Below are 17,367 nucleotides of genomic sequence, written 5' to 3'. Positions count from 1 at the left end.
CGGGCCCGGACCGGCATATGCCCAGGCCCGGGGCACACCTCCGCACCCCGCGCACGCTCCTCGTGTGCACACCTCTCACCCGGTGCGCGACTCCGCGGCCAGCCGTTCCAGTACGGCGACGGCCTCGTCCACCCGCTCGTACGGCACGAAGAGGTGGTCGTGGTGAAACCCCGCCACCACGTTGCAGCTGATCCCCGCGTCGGTCAGGGCGAGCGAGACGGCGGCGGTCAGCCCCACCGCCTCCAGCGCCGAGTGCACCCGCAGGGTGATCCAGCCGGCGACATAGGTGTACGTCAGCCCGGCCGCAGCGGCCTCGGCCTCGGGGAGCACCAGGGTGAGCCCTTCACCCTCGCGGACCGTGACGACGGGTGCGGCACCGTCGGGCAGAACGCCGTCGGCCACGGTGGCGTAGACGTACCGGCCGGGGTGCGGCTCGGGGCTCAGGCCGCTCAGCAGGACTCGGAGATCGCGTTCGGCTGTCACGGCCACCACGCTACCGAGGGGGGCCGGACGTGAGCCATTCGGGCACGCCCCGCGTCCAACCGCTCACCGTGCGTGGCACCGAGCCGGGATCGCCCATAGCTTCGGCTCATGAGGAAACGACACATCACTCGCCTCGTGAGCATCGCAGCCGCATCGGCCGCCGGACTGGCCGCGGCGGTGCCGTCCGTGCCGGCCGCCGCGGCCGGCACGCGCGTGGTGTCACCGGGGCAGTCCATCCAGGCGGCGGTGGACGCCGCACAGCCCGGGGACACCATCGTCGTCCGGCCCGGGACCTACCGCGAGAGCGTCCGGATCAGCACGCCGGGCCTGACCCTGCGCGGCTCCGGGGACGACACGGTCATCATGCCCGCGGCCGGCCGGGCCGCCTCCGGCGACGACTGCGCGGGTGCGGGCAACGGGATCTGCGTCCTGGGGACGGCGGACGACACCGTGGACGGGGTGACCGTCAGGTCCCTGCGCGTCACCGGGTTCGCCCGCAGCGGCCTGTGGGCGTCCTGGACGGACCGGCTGTCCGTCCGCTCGGTGACCGCCGACTCCAACGGTGTCTGGGGCATCGCGCAGCAGCGGTCCACCCGCTCCGGCATCCGGGACAGCACCGCCCGCTCCAACGGGGACGCGGGCATCTTCGTGGCCAACAGCGTCGACGAGGAGGGCGGCGCCACCGACACCGGCGGCACCCGGGTCCAGGGCAACACGCTGACCGACAACCGGATCGGGTTCACCGCGCGGCGGGTGCGCAACCTGTCGGTGCGCGACAACACCTTCACCGCCAACTGCAGCGGCGTGTTCGTCGTGGGCGACGAGGGCACCCCGCAGGCCGGTGCCATGTCGGTCCGCTCGAACCGGATCACCGGCAACAACAAGTTCTGCGCCGCCACCGACCGGCTGCCCGCGATCCAGGGTTCCGGGATCGTGCTGACCGGCACAGCGTCCACCGAAGTGCGGAACAACGTGATCCGCGACAACGTGGGCGCGACCCCGCTGTCGGGCGGCGTCGTGCTCTTCAAGAGCTTCGTGGGCGCGAAGAACACCGACAACACCGTCAGCGGCAACGTCGTCCTCGGCAACCTGCCGGCGGACCTGGCGGACCGGGACACCGGCACGGGCAACCGGTTCGCCGGCAATGTCTGCACGACCTCCGCACCGGCCGGGATGTGCTGACCGGTGACCCCCCGTACGAGGAGAAGCGAGACGGCATGACCACCGTGAGCACCACCCCCGGCACCACTCCCGTCCAGCCCCTTCCCACCCCGCAGCCGGCGATGCGGCTGCGCGAGCTCGTGTTCGGCGCGGCCCGTTCCGCCGCCGTGCGCGCCGTCGCCCGGCTCGGTGTCGCCGACGCGCTCGGCGAGACCCCCGAGACCGCGGAGCGGCTCGCCGACGCGGTGGGGGCCGAGCCCGGGCCGCTGCGGCGGCTGCTGCGGGCGCTGGCCTGCCACGGCGTCTTCACGGAGAACGCCGACGGCACCTTCGCGCACACCGACATGTCCCGGCTGCTGCGCAAGGACGCCCCGGACAGCCTGCGGGCGATCTCACTGTGGTGCACGGAGCCGTGGACCTGGGAGGTCTGGCCCCACCTGGAGGACGCGGTGCGCTCCGGCGGCAACGTCTTCGAGGACGTGTTCGGCAAGGAGTTCTTCGACTACCTCCACCAGGACGCCCACGAGTCGGCGCAGGTGTTCAACGCGGCCATGACCACCTCCAGCGTGCAGTCCGCGCTGGACGTCGCCGCCCTGCTCGACCTCAGCGGTGTCGCGTCGGTGGCCGACATCGGCGGCGGCCAGGGGCACGTGCTGGCGAGCCTGCTGGAGAAGCACCCGTCGGTGAGCGGCACCCTGATGGACCTGCCGGGGGTCGTCGCCCGGGCCGACGAGCGGCTGCGGGACGGCGGCGCGCTGGCCGGGCGGGCGTCCATCGTGGCCGGGGACTGCCGGGAGGGCATCCCGGTCGCCGCCGACCTCTACATCATCAAGAACATCCTGGAGTGGGACGACGGGAGCACCCGCCGGGCGCTCGCCGCCGTCGTCCGGGCGGCCCGTCCCGGCGCCCGGGTCGTCGTCATCGAGAACCTGGTGGACGACACCCCGTCGATGCGGTTCACGACCGCCATGGACCTGCTGCTGCTCCTGAACGTGGGGGGCGCCAAGCACACCCGGCAGAGTCTGGTGGACCGGCTCTCCGAGGCGGGGCTGCGGATCGACGGCGTCCGGCCGGTCAACGCGTATCTGCACGCCTTCGAGTGCGTGGTGCCGGACTGACCTCGCAGCGCACGTCAAAACCGCCCCGGTCCCCCGCGAAGTGCAGGGGCCGGGGCGGTTGGGCGTCGCTCACGCGGTGGCGTCGCGCTCCCAGCGGTAGAACTCCTGGGCCATCGCGTCCTTGGGCCCGCGCCATGTCTCGGGGTCGTACGGGCTGACGAAGGCGGTGAGCCGTTCGCTGATGGCCCGGAACTCCGGGTGCTCCGTCACCTTGGCGATCTCCGGGCCCGGCGGGCGCTCGGACTCGATCATGTGCAGGTAGACGTCACCGAACTGGAAGAGCTTGCGGCGGGTGACCCCGACCAGGTGCGGCAGTTCGCTGTTGTCGGACGCGGCGAACAGGTCCGCGATGTCCGGGGCGGATCCCGGCGCCATCCGGGCGACGATCAGTGCGTGGTGCATGAGTGGTGCCCCTCTGCCGGTCAGTTGGCCGGGACGGCGGCGGAGCGGCCCTCGCGGTCGCGCTGCTCGATCTTGTCCCGGATCAGCGCCATCTGGACCTTGGAGTTCCGGTTGATGTTGTCGGTCATCCAGGCGTCGTCCACCGGCGCGTCGGGGCGCATCGCGAAGTCCTGCTGCCAGTGCATGCGGGTGCCGCCGGGGACCTCGGTGTACTCCCACCGGATGTCCATGTGCTGGAACGGCCCGGGCTCGACGCGGCGGGCCCGCACGGTGCGGCCCGGCCGGTCGGTGGTGCGCTCGGAGACCCAGCTCCACACCTTGCCGTTCTCGTCGGGGTGCATGGTCAGACGGAAGGTGGTGCGCTCGCCGTCCCGTTCCATGACCTCGACGGCCGCGTACTCGCTGAAGAGCTGCGGCCAGTTCTCCAGGTCGTTCGTCATGTCCCAGACGAGGTCCAGGGGGGCGGCGATGACGATCTCGTTCTCGGTGTGTCCGGACACGTCAGGCTCCTGTCATGAGGCTGTTGTTGACGAGGTCGAGGAACTCACGGGGCGTCTTGCACCGGTCCGCGTCGGCCGGCAGCGGCTGACCGTGCCGGTTCTCCAGTACGCCGACGATGCCGAGCAGCCCGAGGGAGTCCAGGCCGTACTCCTCGAAGGCGGAGTCGGAGCGGTTCTCCATCTCCTTGGGGTCGACGGAGAGGCCGGCGCCCTTCTTCATGAGGGCGGCGAGTTCTGCGTACGTCAGTCGTTCGGTCATGAGGGACTTCTCCTTCTCACGAGGGGTGGGCGCGGGGGTGTACGGGTTCACGCGGGGCGCCGGAGCACCAGGGCCGCGTTCGAGCCCATGAGGCCGCGGCTGAGCACGAGCGCGGTGCGCAGTTCGGCGGGGCGGGCCCGCTCGGTGACGACGTCGAGGTCGTGGCAGACCTCGAAGACGTTGGGCGTGGGCGGGACGAGGCCGTTCTCCATGGCCAGTACGGCCGCGACCGCGTCCAGCACCGGGCCGCCGCAGTAGGCCCGGCCGATGCCGGTCTTGGGGGCGGTCACGGGGACGCGCCGGCTGTGCGGGCCGAGCGCGTCGGCCAGCGCCAGCGCCTCGGCCCGGTCGGCGGCCGGGGAGCCGAGCGCGTCCGCGAAGACGACGTCGACCTCGTCGGGGGCGCAGCCGGCTTCTCGCAGCGCGCCCTCGATGGCGTGGGCGAGGCCCTCGCGGGAATCCTCCCAGTGGGCGGGCGTCGTGAAGGTAGCGGCGTGGCCCGCGATCTCCGCCCGGACCCGGGCGCCGCGCTCACGGGCCGTCTCCTCCTCCTCGACCACGAACATCGCGCCGCCCTCGGCGGGCACGAAGCCGCAGGCGTCCGAGGTGAAGGGGCGGTAGGCGCGCGTCGGGTCCTCAGCTGCGCTCAGGTCGCGGTAGCCCAGCTGGCAGACCACGGAGTACGGCGCGAGCGGGGCCTCCGCGGCGCCGACCACGACCGCGTCGGTGCCGCGCCGCACGGAGCGGTCGGCGTGCGCGAGCGCGTCCAGGCCGCCCGCCTCGTCGCTGGCCACCACCGCGCACGGGCCCTTGAAGCCGCCGCGGATGGAGATCTGGCCGGTGCTCGCCGCGTAGAACCAGGCGATCGACTGGTAGGGGCCGACATATGTGGAGCCCTGGCCCCACAGCCGCTGGAGTTCGCGCTGGCCGAACTCGCCGCCGCCGGAGCCGGCCGCGGTGACCACGCCGACGCCGAACGGCCGGTCCTCGTAGTCGGCGCGGCCGAGCCGGGCGTCGTCCAGCGCCATGTCGGCGGCGGCCATCGCGAAGTGCGTGAACCGGTCGGTCTGGACGAGGTAGCGCTCCTCGATGAGCGCCACCGGGTCGAAGCCGCGGACCTCGCCGGCGACGCGCAGCGGCAGCTGCTCGCAGCCTTCGCGAGTGACCCGGTCCAGCACGCTCATGCCCTCCTGGGTGCGCTTCCAGAAGGCTTCGGTGCTGGTGCCGTTGGGAGCGACGACGCCGATGCCGGTGACAACGGTGCGCCGGGCCTTGCGGGTGCTCATCATGTCCTCCCTCGGGTCAGGGCCACCGCGGACTGGAAGCCGCCGAAGCCGCTGCCGACCGAGAGGACACTGCGCAGCTTCAGGGGGCGGGCGGTGCGCGGCACGTAGTCGAGGTCGCACTCCGGGTCCGGGGACTCGTAGTTCGCCGTCGGCGGCACGGTCTGGTTGACCAGGGCCAGGACGCACGCGGCGATCTCGATGGCGCCGATCGCGCCGAGGGAGTGGCCCACCATCGACTTGATGGAGCTCATCGGCACCTTGTGGGCGTGCGCCCCGAGGGCCCGCTTGACCGCGGCGGTCTCGTGCCGGTCGTTCTGCTTGGTGCCCGAGCCGTGCGCGTTGACGTAGTCGATGTCCTGCGGGGAGATCCGGGCGTGGCCGAGCGCGCGGTTGATGGCCTCGGCCATCTCCAGACCCTCGGGGGTGAGCCCGGTCATGTGGTACGCGTTGCCGAAGGTGGCGTAGCCGGCGATCTCGCAGTACACCGTCGCCCCGCGGGCCCGGGCGTGCTCCAGCTCCTCCAGGACGAGTACGGCCCCGCCCTCGCCCATGACGAAGCCGTCGCGGCGGGCGTCGAACGGGCGGGAGGCGTGCTCCGCGTCGTCGTTGTTGGGGGAGGTCGCCTTGATCGCGTCGAAGCACGCCACGGTGATCGGGGTGATCGGCGAGTCCGACGCACCGGCTATGCAGACGTCGACCCGGCCCTCCTCGATGGAGTGGAAGGCGTAGCCGATGGCGTCCAGGCCCGAGGTGCAGCCGGTGGAGACGGTCTGCACGGGGCCGTGGGCGCCGACCTGCTCGGCGATGGCGGAGGCCAGCGAACTGGGCGAGAAGGCGTGTTCCAGGTGGGGCCCGGCCCGGCGGTGGTCGACGTCCCAGCGCGCGCCCTTCTCGCTGACGGCGACGTAGTCGTGCTCCAGCCGGGTGGTTCCGCCGACCGCGGTGCCGAGGGAGACCCCCATCCGCCAGGGGTCGGTGTGCTCCGGGTCCAGACCGGCGTCGGCCAGCGCCTCGCGGGCGGCGACCATCGCGAACTGCACATAGCGGTCCGCGCGCGCGGTGTCCTCGTCGTCCAGCCCGTGGGCGGCCGGGTCGAAGTCGCACTCGGCGGCGATCCGGGAGCGGAATCCCGCGGGGTCGAAGAGGGTGATGCCCCGGGTCGCGGTGCGGCCGTTGGAGAGCAGGTCCCAGAAGGCCGGGGCCCCGATGCCGCCCGGGGCGACGACGCCGACTCCGGTGACCGCGACGCGCCGGGTCATGACGCGGCCTCGGTTCGTTCTGGCGGGGCGCCGCGCTCGGCGGTCTCGGTCACTTCGGTGTCGACGTGGCCGAGTTCGGGGCGGGGGGCGAGCGGGCCGAGGTGGAAGACCATGCGGGCCTCGGTGTCGCCGACGTTGCGGAAGCGGTGGCGCACGTGCGGGGGGATCAGCAGGCCCTGGTCGGGGCGCATGGTGTGCGTCTCCCCGTCCAGGTCGACCTCCAGGTGCCCCTGCACGACGTATACGAACTCCTCGGAGTACGGGTGGTAGTGCTCGCCGATGCGGTCGCCGGGGTCGACGAGGGCGAGGCCCATGAAGCCGCTGGTGGCGCCCACCGCTGTGGGGGTGAGCATGGCGCGCAGGTCGCCTCCGCGCCTGGTGTTGGGCTGGGTCTCACTGAGGTCCACGATGCGTGGCCGGTGGGTGGTCATTCTGCTTCTCCTCCTGGGCGCAGGGCGCGCGGTGGTGACGGGTCGGGCGAGGGCCCCGGGTGCCGGAGCGCGGTTCAGGAATCGGCGGCGCGCCGGTCGGTGATCAGCCGCATCTCGGACCGGGCGAGGAAGCGCGCGGCGTCCTCGTCGGTGGCGGGGACGGTGTTCGCCTCGCCGGCGAGGAGGCGGGCCAGGCGGGCCGCCTTGCCGGGGCCGTGGATGCCGAGTGCCTGGGCGGGCTGCGCGTCGAGGGGGCCGCCCGCTTCCAGGAGGCGTACGACGACGTCGTCGCGCTGGAAGATGGTGCTGCTGTCGATGGGGCTGCCGGTGTCGTCGGCGGCCTCCTCGTCGTGGCCGGCCAGGAGGCGGGCCAGGGCCATGCCGCAGCCCTCCTTGGCCTGGTAGAACACGGCGTGCCGGTGCAGGCTCTCGGGGGCGTGGCGGCCGGCCGACACGTGGTGCACGGTGGGCAGGGCCGCGCGGGTGAAGAACATCCGGGCGGAGTCGGGGTCGGCGAGGTCCCGGTCCTGTTCGAGGTAGGGGTTGATGGCCTCCTCGACGGCGCGGATCTCGGGCTGGCGGGAGACGTGGCGCAGCGCGGCCATCAGGTCGCCCTCGACCTCGACGGCGCGCACCACGCGGTTGCCGTGCATGAACAGCGAGGTGCGGCGCAGCCGGGTGTGGTCGTCCACGCGGGAGCGGGGCGACTCGTAGTCGGCGAGGAGCTTCGCGACGATGTCCTCGGTGCCGGGCTTCACGGTGAAGGTGAGCGCGTGGCGTACGACGCCGTCGCCGAGGCGCGGGGAGGTCTGGAGGCTGCCCTTGAGCGGTTCGGGGACGGCCTCGAAGCCCTTGCCGGTCTCGCGCAGCACGCTGAACCGCAGCGACCTCGTGTCGCGTACGCAGCTGTGCAGGGGCTGCACGGTGGCGACGTGCTCCTCGCTGTTCACCCAGGCGAGGAAGGGCGGGGCGCTCTCCCACTCGCTGGTGATCAGCCACTGCGAGGGATTCTCGATGGACTGGCACAGCTGGTCGCTGATGTGGCCGGGGATGGAAGCGACCTGGTTGCGCATGTGCTCGTACGCCTCCAGGAACTGCTTCTGGGCGCCGTCGTGCAGGTCCAGCAGCAGCACGACGCGCAGCCGGGATCCGTCGAAGGCGGACTGTGAGATCCGTTCCGAGAGGGTGGTGGTCATCTGGTGAACTCCTTCGACGGTGGGGAGGCAGGAATGCCGGGAGACCCGGCCGTCTCCGTGACCGATCGTGAAACGCTGGTCCGCCCGACGCGAGATTTATGAACCGTTCAGGTGAGCAGGCGTCCGAAGGGCTCCGACGGGCTCCGGCCCGGGCATGGACAGTGCATCTGTACGGCGTCGGAGCTGGAGCAACTGATGAACGAGAACGTCGATCTCCATGTACCGGTCCTCATCGTGGGCGGCTCGCTGGTGGGTCTGTCCGCGTCCCTTTTCCTCGGCCGGCTCGGCGTCGAGCACCTGCTGGTCGAGAAGCACGCCGCCACCTCGACCCATCCGCGTGGCCGCGGCAACAACGTCCGTACGATGGAGGTGTTCCGCCGTGCGGGTGTCGAGCAGGAGATCCGCGCGGCCGCCTCGGTGCTGGCGGACAACCACGGCATCCTCCAGGCCGGCTCACTGACCGGCGAGGACCAGGAGTGGCTGTTCAAGGAGATCGACCCGGGCGGGGCGCTCGCCCGGTTCAGCCCGACGGGCTGGTGCCTGTGCAGTCAGAACGACCTGGAGCCGGTCCTGCTGGAGCGGGCCCGGCAGCAGGGCGGTGACCTGCGCTTCTCCACGGAGATGATGTCGTTCGACCCGGACGCCTCGGGGATCACGGCGGCCCTGAAGAACCGGGAGACCGGTGAGCACACGACGGTGCGGGCGGACTACCTGATCGCGGCGGACGGGCCGCGCAGCCCGGTCCGCGAGCAGTTGGGCATCGGCCGTTCGGGGGCCGGCGACCTGTTCCACAACGTGAGCGTCACCTTCCGGTCGCGCGGGCTGGCGGAGGTGCTGGGCGACCGGCGCTTCATCGTGTGCTACCTGACGAATCCGGACGCGGAGGGCGCGCTGCTGCCGGTGGACAACGAGCGCGAGTGGGTGTTCCACGCCCCGTGGCAGCCGGAGCGGGGCGAGACGCTGGAGGACTTCACGGACGAGCGGTGCGCCCGCCACATCCGCGCCGCCGTCGGCGCGCCGGACATCGACGTGGAGATCACCGGCAAGGCGCCGTGGCACGCGGCGGAGCGGGTGGCCGAGCGGTACGCGCGGGGGCGGGTGTTCCTGGCCGGTGACTCGGCGCACGAGATGTCCCCGACCGGGGCGTTCGGCTCGAACACCGGCATCCAGGACGCGCACAACCTGGCGTGGAAGCTGGCGGCGGTGCTGCGGGGCGAGGGGGGCCGGGGGCTGCTGGAGACGTACGGGCAGGAGCGGCTGCCGGTGGCGCGGGCGACCAGTGAGCGGGCGTCGGCGCGGTCCGAGGAGCACAGCCACCCCGGCTACGCTCCCCCGCCCTCGGTGGGCGGGGGCAAGCGGGGCGGGATGCTGAACGTGGCGCTGGGCTACCGCTACACGGCGGGCGCGGTGCTGGGCGTGGCACGGGACACACCGGTGGTCCCGGAGGGAATGCGGCTGACGGGCGAGCCGGGCAGCCGGGCGCCCCACCTCTGGGTGCGCCGGGCCGGGGAGCGGATCTCGACGCTGGATCTCTACGAGCGCTCGTTCGTGCTGCTGGCGGACGGTGCGGACACGGTGTGGCGCCGGGCCGCGGCCCGGGTCGCGGCCCGGCTGGGGGTGCGGCTGGACGCGTTCGGCATCGGCGCGGGCGCCGATCTGGAGCCGGAGGACGGCGCGGACTGGGCCGAGGCGCACGGGACGGGCCGGGACGGGGCGGTGCTGGTGCGCCCCGACGGCTTCGTCGCCTGGCGTACGGAGTCGGGCCCGCGGGACCCCGAGGCGACGCTGCACGATGTCCTGGTTACGCTGCTGCACCGCGACTGACCTGGCGTCAGCTTCTTGATCAGATCCCGAACGACCGGAGGGCGGCGAGGAATTCCTCCGGTCGTTCGGTGTGTACGAGATGGCCCGCGTCGATGGTGACGAACTCCGCGCCGGGGATGGCGCGGGCCGTTCGGGCCAGCTCCTCCTGGGCGATCCGGCTGCTGGGCCCGCCGCCGATGACGAGGGTGGGAGCGGTGATCTCGCCGAGGAGTTCGCGGCCGGCCGGGTCCGGTTCGTTGAGCTGGGCATCGATGGCGGGGACGAGCGGCCAGTCGAAGTCCAGTTCCTCGTCGGGGCGTTGGGGCACGGGACGAGGCGGGTCGAGCGGGATGGGCGGGGGCGCCTCCTCAAGGACCAGGCGGCCGATCAGCCCGGGGTGCCGCTCGGCGAGCAGACAGGCGGCGGCCCCGCCCATGGAGTGCCCGATGACGGTGGCACCGGCGAGGTTGCGGGCCTCCAGGAAGCCGTGCAGGTCGTCGCGGAACAGTTCGAAGCTGTAGCGGCCGGGCCAGTCGCTGAGCCCGTGGCCCCGGAAGTCGAAGGCGTACACCCGGTGTGTGGCGGCCAGCCGGGCGGCGATGTGGGCCCAGTCGGCGCTGTTGCCGCACCGGCCGTGGGCCAGGACGACCGGCGGCGCGGCCGGGTCGCCCCACACCCGGTACGCGAGCCGGGTCCCGCCCGCCCGGACGCTGTGCACCTCCGGGTCGAGGAACGCCTCGACGATGCGGGCGAACGCCCCCGCGTCGTCGATCCACGGGAAGTGCGCGGCGCCGCGCTGCACCGCGAACTCGGCGTGCGGGAAGAGCGCGGCCAGCCCGGCGGCCCGGTCGGGCGTCAGGATGGTGTCGTACTCGCCGGCCAGCACGAGGACCGGCGCCTCCAGCGTGCGCAGGGCGGGGACCGTCGCGGCCGGGTCGAAGGCGCCTTCGCCTGCGTACCGGGCGGCGGCCTCGACGTTGATCTGCGCGGGCGAGGCGGCGGCGTGCTCCCGGGCGGCGGCGTCCCAGCGCCCGTACAGGAACGGCCTTGTCCTGGCGCGCAGTTCGTCGGTCAGCCCGTCCGACCACATCTCCTCCAGGGCGGCGAGCGCGTCCTCGTACCACGGTTCCGAGGCGCGCAGGGCGGCCGCCTCGCGGGATTCGCGCACCGAGGAGGCGAGGCCGACGGCGAGGGTGGTCGGGGTGACGAGGACGAGGTTGCGCAGCCGCTGCGGATGGCGGGCGGCGTAGAGCGCGGCGAGTTCGCCGGCCGCGGAGTGGGCGAGGAGGTCGACGCGTTCGAGGCCGAGGTGGGCGCGCAGGGCCTCGACGTCCTCGGTCTGCCGGTCGCAGCGGTAGGTGGCGGGGTCGTCGGGGGCGGCGGAGTCGCCGGTGCCGCGCGGATCGAGGAGGACCAGCTGCCGGTGGGCGGACAGCCCGCCGAGGGTGCCGAGGTAGGCGCTCGCCCGCATGGGACCGCCGGGCAGGCAGATCAGCGGTGTCCCCTCCCCCACGAGGTGATAGGCGAGCTCGGTTCCGTCGGACGTATGGAAGGTCGGCATACCCCCATCCAAACAGGGCCGTCCGGGTGACGCAGCAGTGTTCGGTACGGGCGTAGCGCGGCCCGGTCCGGATGCGTCATCCCTCTTGCCAGGGTGTGCAAGATCCTGAATTACTGCCCCCGGAGGAGACGACCGAATGATCGGTCGCCCGCACGGCGCGCACGGACGAGGGAGGCCCGACATGTCGGCTCTGCTGGACTCGGCGGAACGAATGAGCCGCACCGATCTGGAGGCGCTTCAGCTCGAACGGCTGCGGGCCACCCTGCGCCACGCCTACGAGAACGTGGCGCACTACCGGTCCGCGTTCGACCGGGCGGGGCTGAAGCCGGAGGACTGCCGCTCGCTCGCCGATCTGGCCCGCTTCCCGTTCACCACCAAGGCGGATCTGCGGGACAACTACCCGTTCGGGATGTTCGCGGTCCCCGAGGACCAAGTGCGCCGGGTTCACGCCTCCAGCGGGACGACGGGCCGCCCGACCGTCGTCGGCTACACCGGGAGGGACCTGGAGACCTGGGCCGACGTGGTCGCCCGCTCCATCAGGGCGGCGGGCGGCCGGCCGGGGCAGAAGATCCATGTGGCGTACGGGTACGGGCTGTTCACCGGTGGCCTCGGGGCGCATTACGGGGCGGAGCGGCTGGGCTGCACGGTGATTCCCGCGTCCGGTGGCATGACGGCGCGTCAGGTCCAGCTGATCCAGGACTTCCGGCCCGACATCATCATGGTGACGCCCTCGTACATGCTCACCATTCTCGACGAGTTCGAACGGCAGGGCGTCGATCCGCGTACGACCTCGCTGAAGGCGGGGATCTTCGGGGCGGAGCCGTGGACGGAGGAGATGCGGCGGGAGATCGAGGAGCGGTTCGCGATCGACGCGGTCGACATCTACGGCCTGTCCGAGGTGATGGGCCCCGGTGTGGCCCAGGAGTGCGTGGAGACGAAGGACGGGCTGCACATCTGGGAGGACCACTTCTATCCGGAGGTGGTCGACCCCTTCACGGGCGAGGTGCTGCCCGACGGGGAGCGGGGCGAGCTGGTGTTCACCTCGCTGACCAAGGAGGCCATGCCGGTGATCCGCTACCGGACCCGGGACCTGACCCGGCTGCTGCCCGGCACGGCCAGGGTGTTCCGGCGGATGGAGAAGGTCACCGGGCGCAGCGACGACCTGGTGATCCTGCGCGGGGTGAACCTCTTCCCGACGCAGATCGAGGAGATCGTGCTCCGTTCCCCGGGGGTGTCGCCGCACTTCCAGCTGCGGCTGACCCGGGAGGGCCGGCTCGATGTCCTGACGGTGCGGGCGGAGGCCCGGCCCGGGGCGACGCCCGGGGAGCGGGCGGCGGCGGCGGTGTCCGTCGCGGCGGCGGTCAAGGACGGGATCGGGGTGTCGGTGGGCGTCGAGATCCTGGACCCGGAGACGCTGGAGCGGTCGGTCGGCAAGTTCCGGCGGATCGTGGACGAGCGCGGGTGACCCGGCCAACCGCCCTGCTGGCCGGTGGAGTTGCTGTGGCAGGATGAGCCCGAGTGAGCCATTGTCCGCCGGGGGACTCGTGTTCTCCGGCCGAGGGGTTGGGGAGCACATCATGACGCCAGGCCAGGTCGACACCAGCAGGCCGCATCCGGCCCGTGTCTACGACTACCTCCTCGGCGGCAAGGACCACTACCCCGTCGACCAGGAACTCGGCGAGCAGATGCCGGAACCGGCGAAGGTGGGGGTCGCGCAGAACCGGGCCTTCATGCACCGGGCGGCCGGCTGGGCGGCACGGGAGGGCATCGACCAGTTCCTCGACATCGGGACCGGCATCCCGACCCGGCCGAATCTCCATCAGATCGTTCAGGAGATCAACCCGGCGGCCCGGGTCGTCTACACGGACAACGATCCGATCGTCCTGCGGCACGCGGAGGCGCTGCTCGTCAGCTCGCCGGAGGGTGTCACCGACTATCTGGAAGCCGATGTGCGGTCGCCGGAGAAGATCCTCGACCACGCCCGTGCGGTGCTGGACTTCGAGCGGCCCGTGGCGCTCTCGATGATCGCGCTGATGCACTTCCTGGCCGACGAGGACGATCCGTACGGTGTCACCCGTACGCTGGTCGGCGCGCTGCCCGCCGGAAGCTGCCTGGTGCTCTCCCACTTCACGGTGGACTTCCTGACCGCGCACCAGGAGGCCCTGGCCCGCTACCGGTCGAGCGGCATCACACTGCAGCCCCGCGACGGCGCGGAGGTGGCCCGCTTCTTCGACGGGCTCGACCTGGTCGCACCCGGTCTGGTCGCCGCTCCGCGCTGGCACGGCGTGCCCGCGCCCGAGCACGGGCAGATCCCCGACACCATCTACGCGGGGGTCGGCCGCGTCCGCGGGTAGGCGCGCGCTCCCTGAGCGCCCTCAGGCGAGGCGGTCGCGCAGTTCCCGCTTGAGGATCTTGCCGCTGGCGTTGCGCGGGAGGGCGTCCGTGAACACGACCCGCTTCGGCGCCTTGAAGGGGGCGAGCCGTTCGCGGGCGTGCGCGATCAGCTCGTCCCCGGTCGCCTCGCCCTTCAGGACGACGACGGCGGTGACGGCCTCGATCCAGCGCTCGTCGGGCAGCCCGACGACGGCGGTCTCGGCGACGGCGGGGTGGGTGTACAGGGCGTCCTCGACCTGCCGGGAGGCGACAAGGACCCCGCCGGAGTTGATGACGTCCTTCACCCGGTCGACCACCGTGAAGTAGCCGTCCGCGTCCCGGACGGCGAGGTCGCCGGAGTGGAACCAGCCGTCGCGGAACGCCTCCGCGCTCTCCTCCGGCTTGTCCCAGTAGCCGGTGCACAGCTGGGGCGAGCGGTAGACCACCTCGCCGGCGGTGCCGTCGGGGACCTCTTCGCCGTGCTCGTCCACGACCCGGGCCTCCACGAAGAGGACGGGCCTGCCGCAGGAGTCCATCCTGCCCTCGTGCTCGTCCGGTCCGAGGACGGTGGCGAGGGGGCCGATCTCGCTCTGCCCGAAGCAGTTGTAGAAGGCGAGGCCGGGCAGCCGGTCGCGGAGGCGTTCCAGCACGGGTACGGGCATGACCGACGCCCCGTAGTACGCCTTGCGCAGGCCGCCTAGGTCGCGGGCGGCGAAGTCGGGGTGGTGGGCGAGGCCGATCCAGACGGTGGGCGGGGCGAAGAGGCTGTCGGCCCGCCCCGACTCGACCAGGTCGAAGATCTGGCCCGCGTCCGGTGCGTCCAGGATCGTGTTCTCGGCGCCCACCGCGAGGTAGGGCAGCAGGAACACGTGCATCTGCGCCGAGTGGTAGAGCGGCAGCGCGTGGACGGGCCGGTCCCCGGCGCTCAGGTCGAGCGCGGTGATCGCGCTGACGTACTCGTGGACGAGGGCCCCGTGGGTCATCATGGCGCCCTTGGGCAGCGCGGTCGTCCCCGAGGTGTAGAGCAGCTGGACCAGGTCGTCGGCGGCCGGTTCGCGCGCGGGGGCGAAGGGGCGCGGAGTGCCCAGTTCGGCCAGCAGTGACGCGTCGTCGTCGCGCAGCGCCCGTACGGCGAAGCCCTCCGGGACACGGTCCGCGAGGCCCGGGTCGGCGAGGACCAGGGAGCTGGTGGACTGGCTCAGGATGTACGCCAGGTCGTCTCCGGCGAGGTTCTGGTTCACCGGCACGTGGACGAGCCCGGCCCGGGCGCAGGCGAGGAAGGCGATCAGGTACGCGTCCGAGTTGTGGGCGTATGCGGCGACGCGGTCCCCCGGGCGCAGCCCGTGGCCCTCGGTGAGGACGGCGGCCGCGGTGCCGACGGCCGCGTCCAGCTCCCGGTACGTCCAGGCCCGGTCGGCGTACCGCAGGGCGGTCCGGTCGGGAGCGCGCCGTGCGCTGCGGGTCAGGACACCGTCGACTGTGCTGCTGCGTACACCGGTCATGGCGTGATCCTGTGCGGCCGGGGCCCCGGGGTCAAGGCTCTGACGCTACATCAGAATCTTATCCGCGCCCCCCTCTACGGGACGGCCGACGCTGACAGTACTCTCTGCTCGGCAAGAAGTTTCATGCCCGTAAGAGATTTCGAAAGTTACTTTCAGACGGTGGCAAGGGAGTTGTGCATGACGCAGGACACGGTGGGCGGGGCCATCAGCCGACGGCGGCTCGGTGGTGGGATGCTGGCCCTGGGCGGAGCACTCGCCCTGGCGCCCATCCCGTTCGCGGGCACGGCGTCTGCCGCGGAGTCGGGGGCGGGGGCGTCGGGCATGGACCCGGGCAAGGGTGCGAAGCCGACGCTGCGGCACGGACCGGCCTCCCGTGCCGGACTGCTGCAGGAACCCCTCGACCAGTTGGTCACCGAGGCGGAGCGCTATCTGGCCGCATCCCCGAAGCACCCGTGGTACGCCGGCGCGGTGCTGCTCGCGGGCCGGGGCGGGACGGTGGCGCTGCACCACCCGATCGGCAAGGCGGTGCGCTACTCGGCGTACGACGAGACCACCGACACCGGTGTGGAGTTCCCGGCGGAGCAGCAGATCGCGATGGCCGAGGACACCGTCTTCGACATGGCGTCGGTCTCGAAGCTCTTCACCTCGATCCTGGCCGTGCAGGAGATCGAGCACGGTTCGCTGGAGCTGGAGGCGACGGTCGCCTCCTATCTGCCGGACTTCGCCGGCGGCGGCAAGCAGGACATCACCATCCGTCAGCTGCTCACGCACACCTCGGGATTCCGCGCGACGATCGCGCTCTACAAGGCGCCCACACGGGAGGCAAAGCTGGAGCTCATGTGGAACGAGGTCCCGGCCAACCCGCCGGGCACGGTCTACCTCTACTCCGACCTCAACCTGATCTCGCTCCAGCTCGTCCTGGAGAAGCTGACCGGGCGGACCCTGGACGTACTGCTGCGCGAGCGGATCACCGGTCCGCTCGGGATGCGGCGCACCCGCTACAACCCGCCCGCCTCCTGGAAGCCGAAGATCGCCGCGACCGAGGACGCCCGGCTCCCCTGGTCCGGGCTCGACCGCGGCCTGGTCTGGGGCGAGGTGCACGACGAGAACGCATTCAGCATGGACGGGGTCGCCGGGCACGCCGGGGTGTTCTCCTGCGCCTGGGACCTCGCGATCCTCGCGCGCACCCTGCTCAACGGCGGGGTCTACGGACGGGCCCGCATCCTGTCGGAGGACTCGGTCGACCTGCTGTTCACCGACTTCAACACGGCGTTCCCCGGGGACGCGCACGGCCTGGGCTTCGAGCTCTACCAGCACTGGTACATGGGCGCCATGGCGACGCCCCGGACGGCCGGGCACACGGGCTTCACCGGAACCAGCCTGGTGCTCGACCCGACCACGGACTCGTTCCTGATCGTGCTGGGCAACTCGGTGCACCCGGTGCGCAGCTGGCGGTCCGGCAGCGCGCCGCGTGTGGCCACCGCCAACCAGATGGCCCGGGCCGTCGCGGTCCGCCCGGCCCGGGGCCGTACCGCCTGGTTCTCCGGGATGGCGAGCGCGTCCACGGCCACCCTGGCGCTGCCCGCCCTGCCGCTCGCCTCCACGCGGGCCCGGCTCAGCTGCGCGCTGTGGTGGGACACCGAACCGGCGTCGGACTTCCTCCGCCTGGAGGCTTCGACAAACGCCGGCGCCACCTGGCAGCCGGTCCCGTTCACCACCACCCCGACGGGGCAGGGCGGGCGCCCCCGGCCCGAGACGCACCCGGACGGCTCGCTCTCCGGCTGGTCGAGCCGGGTCTGGCACCGCCTCGACGCGAGCCTGGCCGAAGTGCGCGGCGCCGGGGTCCTGCTCAGGTGGCGCTACACCACGGACCAGCTGTACGTGGGCCGGGGCGTGTACGTGGACGCCATCAGGGTCGAGGACGGCGGCCGGACGGTCTTCGACGAGGGCCGCCCCTCGGACGCCCGGCGGATCGACGCGCAGGGCTGGGCCGCCTCGGCCGACTGACCGGCCCCCTGGAGCGCGGGGCGGAC

Annotated in this window: 16 protein-coding genes; 6 read left to right on the top strand and 10 right to left on the bottom strand. The window is 72.4% G+C overall.

The window, feature by feature from the left end:
* Positions 1-75 precede the first annotated feature (75 nt).
* On the bottom strand, positions 76-483 hold the full coding sequence (locus ACLQ2N_RS11990) for an ACT domain-containing protein (protein ID WP_425811920.1): 408 nt from the start codon (positions 481-483) through the stop codon (positions 76-78).
* A 108-nt stretch (positions 484-591) separates the two neighbouring features.
* Between ACLQ2N_RS11990 and ACLQ2N_RS11985 the strand changes: the two genes are divergently transcribed.
* On the top strand, positions 592-1,665 hold the full coding sequence (locus tag ACLQ2N_RS11985; protein ID WP_425811918.1) for a right-handed parallel beta-helix repeat-containing protein: 1,074 nt from the start codon (positions 592-594) through the stop codon (positions 1,663-1,665).
* A gap of 35 nt (positions 1,666-1,700) precedes the next feature.
* Positions 1,701-2,762: a methyltransferase gene (locus tag ACLQ2N_RS11980; RefSeq protein WP_425811916.1), complete on the top strand. Its 1,062-nt coding sequence runs from the start codon at positions 1,701-1,703 to the stop codon at positions 2,760-2,762.
* A gap of 69 nt (positions 2,763-2,831) precedes the next feature.
* Here ACLQ2N_RS11980 and ACLQ2N_RS11975 read toward each other — a convergent pair whose 3' ends face one another.
* From ACLQ2N_RS11975 to ACLQ2N_RS11945, 7 genes are all read right to left on the bottom strand, one after another.
* Positions 2,832-3,164 (bottom strand): TcmI family type II polyketide cyclase, encoded by a 333-nt coding sequence (locus ACLQ2N_RS11975; protein WP_425811914.1) that lies wholly within the window; start codon positions 3,162-3,164, stop codon positions 2,832-2,834.
* 20 nt (positions 3,165-3,184) lie between these two features.
* On the bottom strand, positions 3,185-3,664 hold the full coding sequence (locus ACLQ2N_RS11970; RefSeq protein ID WP_425811912.1) for an SRPBCC family protein: 480 nt from the start codon (positions 3,662-3,664) through the stop codon (positions 3,185-3,187).
* A 1-nt stretch (position 3,665) separates the two neighbouring features.
* Complete coding sequence (locus ACLQ2N_RS11965) at positions 3,666-3,923, bottom strand: acyl carrier protein (RefSeq protein ID WP_425811910.1); 258 nt, start codon at positions 3,921-3,923, stop codon at positions 3,666-3,668.
* Positions 3,924-3,970: 47 nt separating this feature from the next.
* A complete protein-coding gene (locus ACLQ2N_RS11960) occupies positions 3,971-5,209 on the bottom strand; it encodes a ketosynthase chain-length factor (RefSeq protein ID WP_425811908.1) in 1,239 nt (412 codons plus the stop codon).
* Positions 5,209-6,468, bottom strand: a complete 1,260-nt coding sequence (locus ACLQ2N_RS11955) for a beta-ketoacyl-[acyl-carrier-protein] synthase family protein (RefSeq protein ID WP_425811906.1) — start codon at positions 6,466-6,468, stop codon at positions 5,209-5,211. Before ACLQ2N_RS11955 ends, ACLQ2N_RS11960 begins: the two co-directional genes overlap by 1 nt.
* Positions 6,465-6,899, bottom strand: a complete 435-nt coding sequence (locus ACLQ2N_RS11950) for a cupin domain-containing protein (protein WP_361030151.1) — start codon at positions 6,897-6,899, stop codon at positions 6,465-6,467. Before ACLQ2N_RS11950 ends, ACLQ2N_RS11955 begins: the two co-directional genes overlap by 4 nt.
* Positions 6,900-6,973: 74 nt before the next feature.
* Entirely contained in the window at positions 6,974-8,095 is a 1,122-nt protein-coding gene (locus ACLQ2N_RS11945; RefSeq protein ID WP_425811903.1) for a SchA/CurD-like domain-containing protein, read from the bottom strand.
* A 195-nt stretch (positions 8,096-8,290) separates the two neighbouring features.
* On the opposite strand from ACLQ2N_RS11945, the gene ACLQ2N_RS11940 reads away from it, so the two are divergent.
* Positions 8,291-9,919 carry an FAD-dependent oxidoreductase gene (locus ACLQ2N_RS11940; protein WP_425811901.1) on the top strand — a complete coding sequence of 543 codons (1,629 nt, stop codon included), beginning with the start codon at positions 8,291-8,293 and terminating at the stop codon, positions 9,917-9,919.
* Between the two features lie 19 nt (positions 9,920-9,938).
* Here the strand turns inward: ACLQ2N_RS11940 and ACLQ2N_RS11935 are convergent, their stop codons facing one another.
* The gene (locus ACLQ2N_RS11935; RefSeq protein ID WP_425811899.1) at positions 9,939-11,459 is read right to left on the bottom strand and encodes an alpha/beta fold hydrolase; all 1,521 of its coding nucleotides are present in this window, start codon (positions 11,457-11,459) and stop codon (positions 9,939-9,941) included.
* Between the two features lie 181 nt (positions 11,460-11,640).
* Here ACLQ2N_RS11935 and paaK point away from each other — a divergent pair, with 181 nt between their 5' ends.
* Together paaK and ACLQ2N_RS11925 are read left to right on the top strand one after the other, a co-directional pair.
* Positions 11,641-12,924: a phenylacetate--CoA ligase PaaK gene (gene paaK, locus ACLQ2N_RS11930; protein WP_425811897.1), complete on the top strand. Its 1,284-nt coding sequence runs from the start codon at positions 11,641-11,643 to the stop codon at positions 12,922-12,924.
* Positions 12,925-13,036: 112 nt separating this feature from the next.
* On the top strand, positions 13,037-13,813 hold the full coding sequence (locus ACLQ2N_RS11925) for an SAM-dependent methyltransferase (protein WP_425811895.1): 777 nt from the start codon (positions 13,037-13,039) through the stop codon (positions 13,811-13,813).
* 21 nt (positions 13,814-13,834) lie between these two features.
* On the opposite strand, the gene ACLQ2N_RS11920 is transcribed toward ACLQ2N_RS11925, so the two are convergent.
* Positions 13,835-15,334, bottom strand: coding sequence for an acyl-CoA synthetase (locus tag ACLQ2N_RS11920; protein WP_425811893.1), 1,500 nt, complete (start codon positions 15,332-15,334; stop codon positions 13,835-13,837).
* A gap of 177 nt (positions 15,335-15,511) precedes the next feature.
* On the opposite strand from ACLQ2N_RS11920, the gene ACLQ2N_RS11915 reads away from it, so the two are divergent.
* Positions 15,512-17,341, top strand: coding sequence for a serine hydrolase (locus ACLQ2N_RS11915; RefSeq protein WP_425811891.1), 1,830 nt, complete (start codon positions 15,512-15,514; stop codon positions 17,339-17,341).
* Positions 17,342-17,367: the final 26 nt, after the last annotated feature.

The organism is Streptomyces sp. DT224 (assembly GCF_049844595.1).
Classification (GTDB): domain Bacteria; phylum Actinomycetota; class Actinomycetes; order Streptomycetales; family Streptomycetaceae; genus Streptomyces.
Note: the sequence above shows the minus strand (reverse complement) of the source record. Positions and strands in the feature narration are given on the sequence as shown.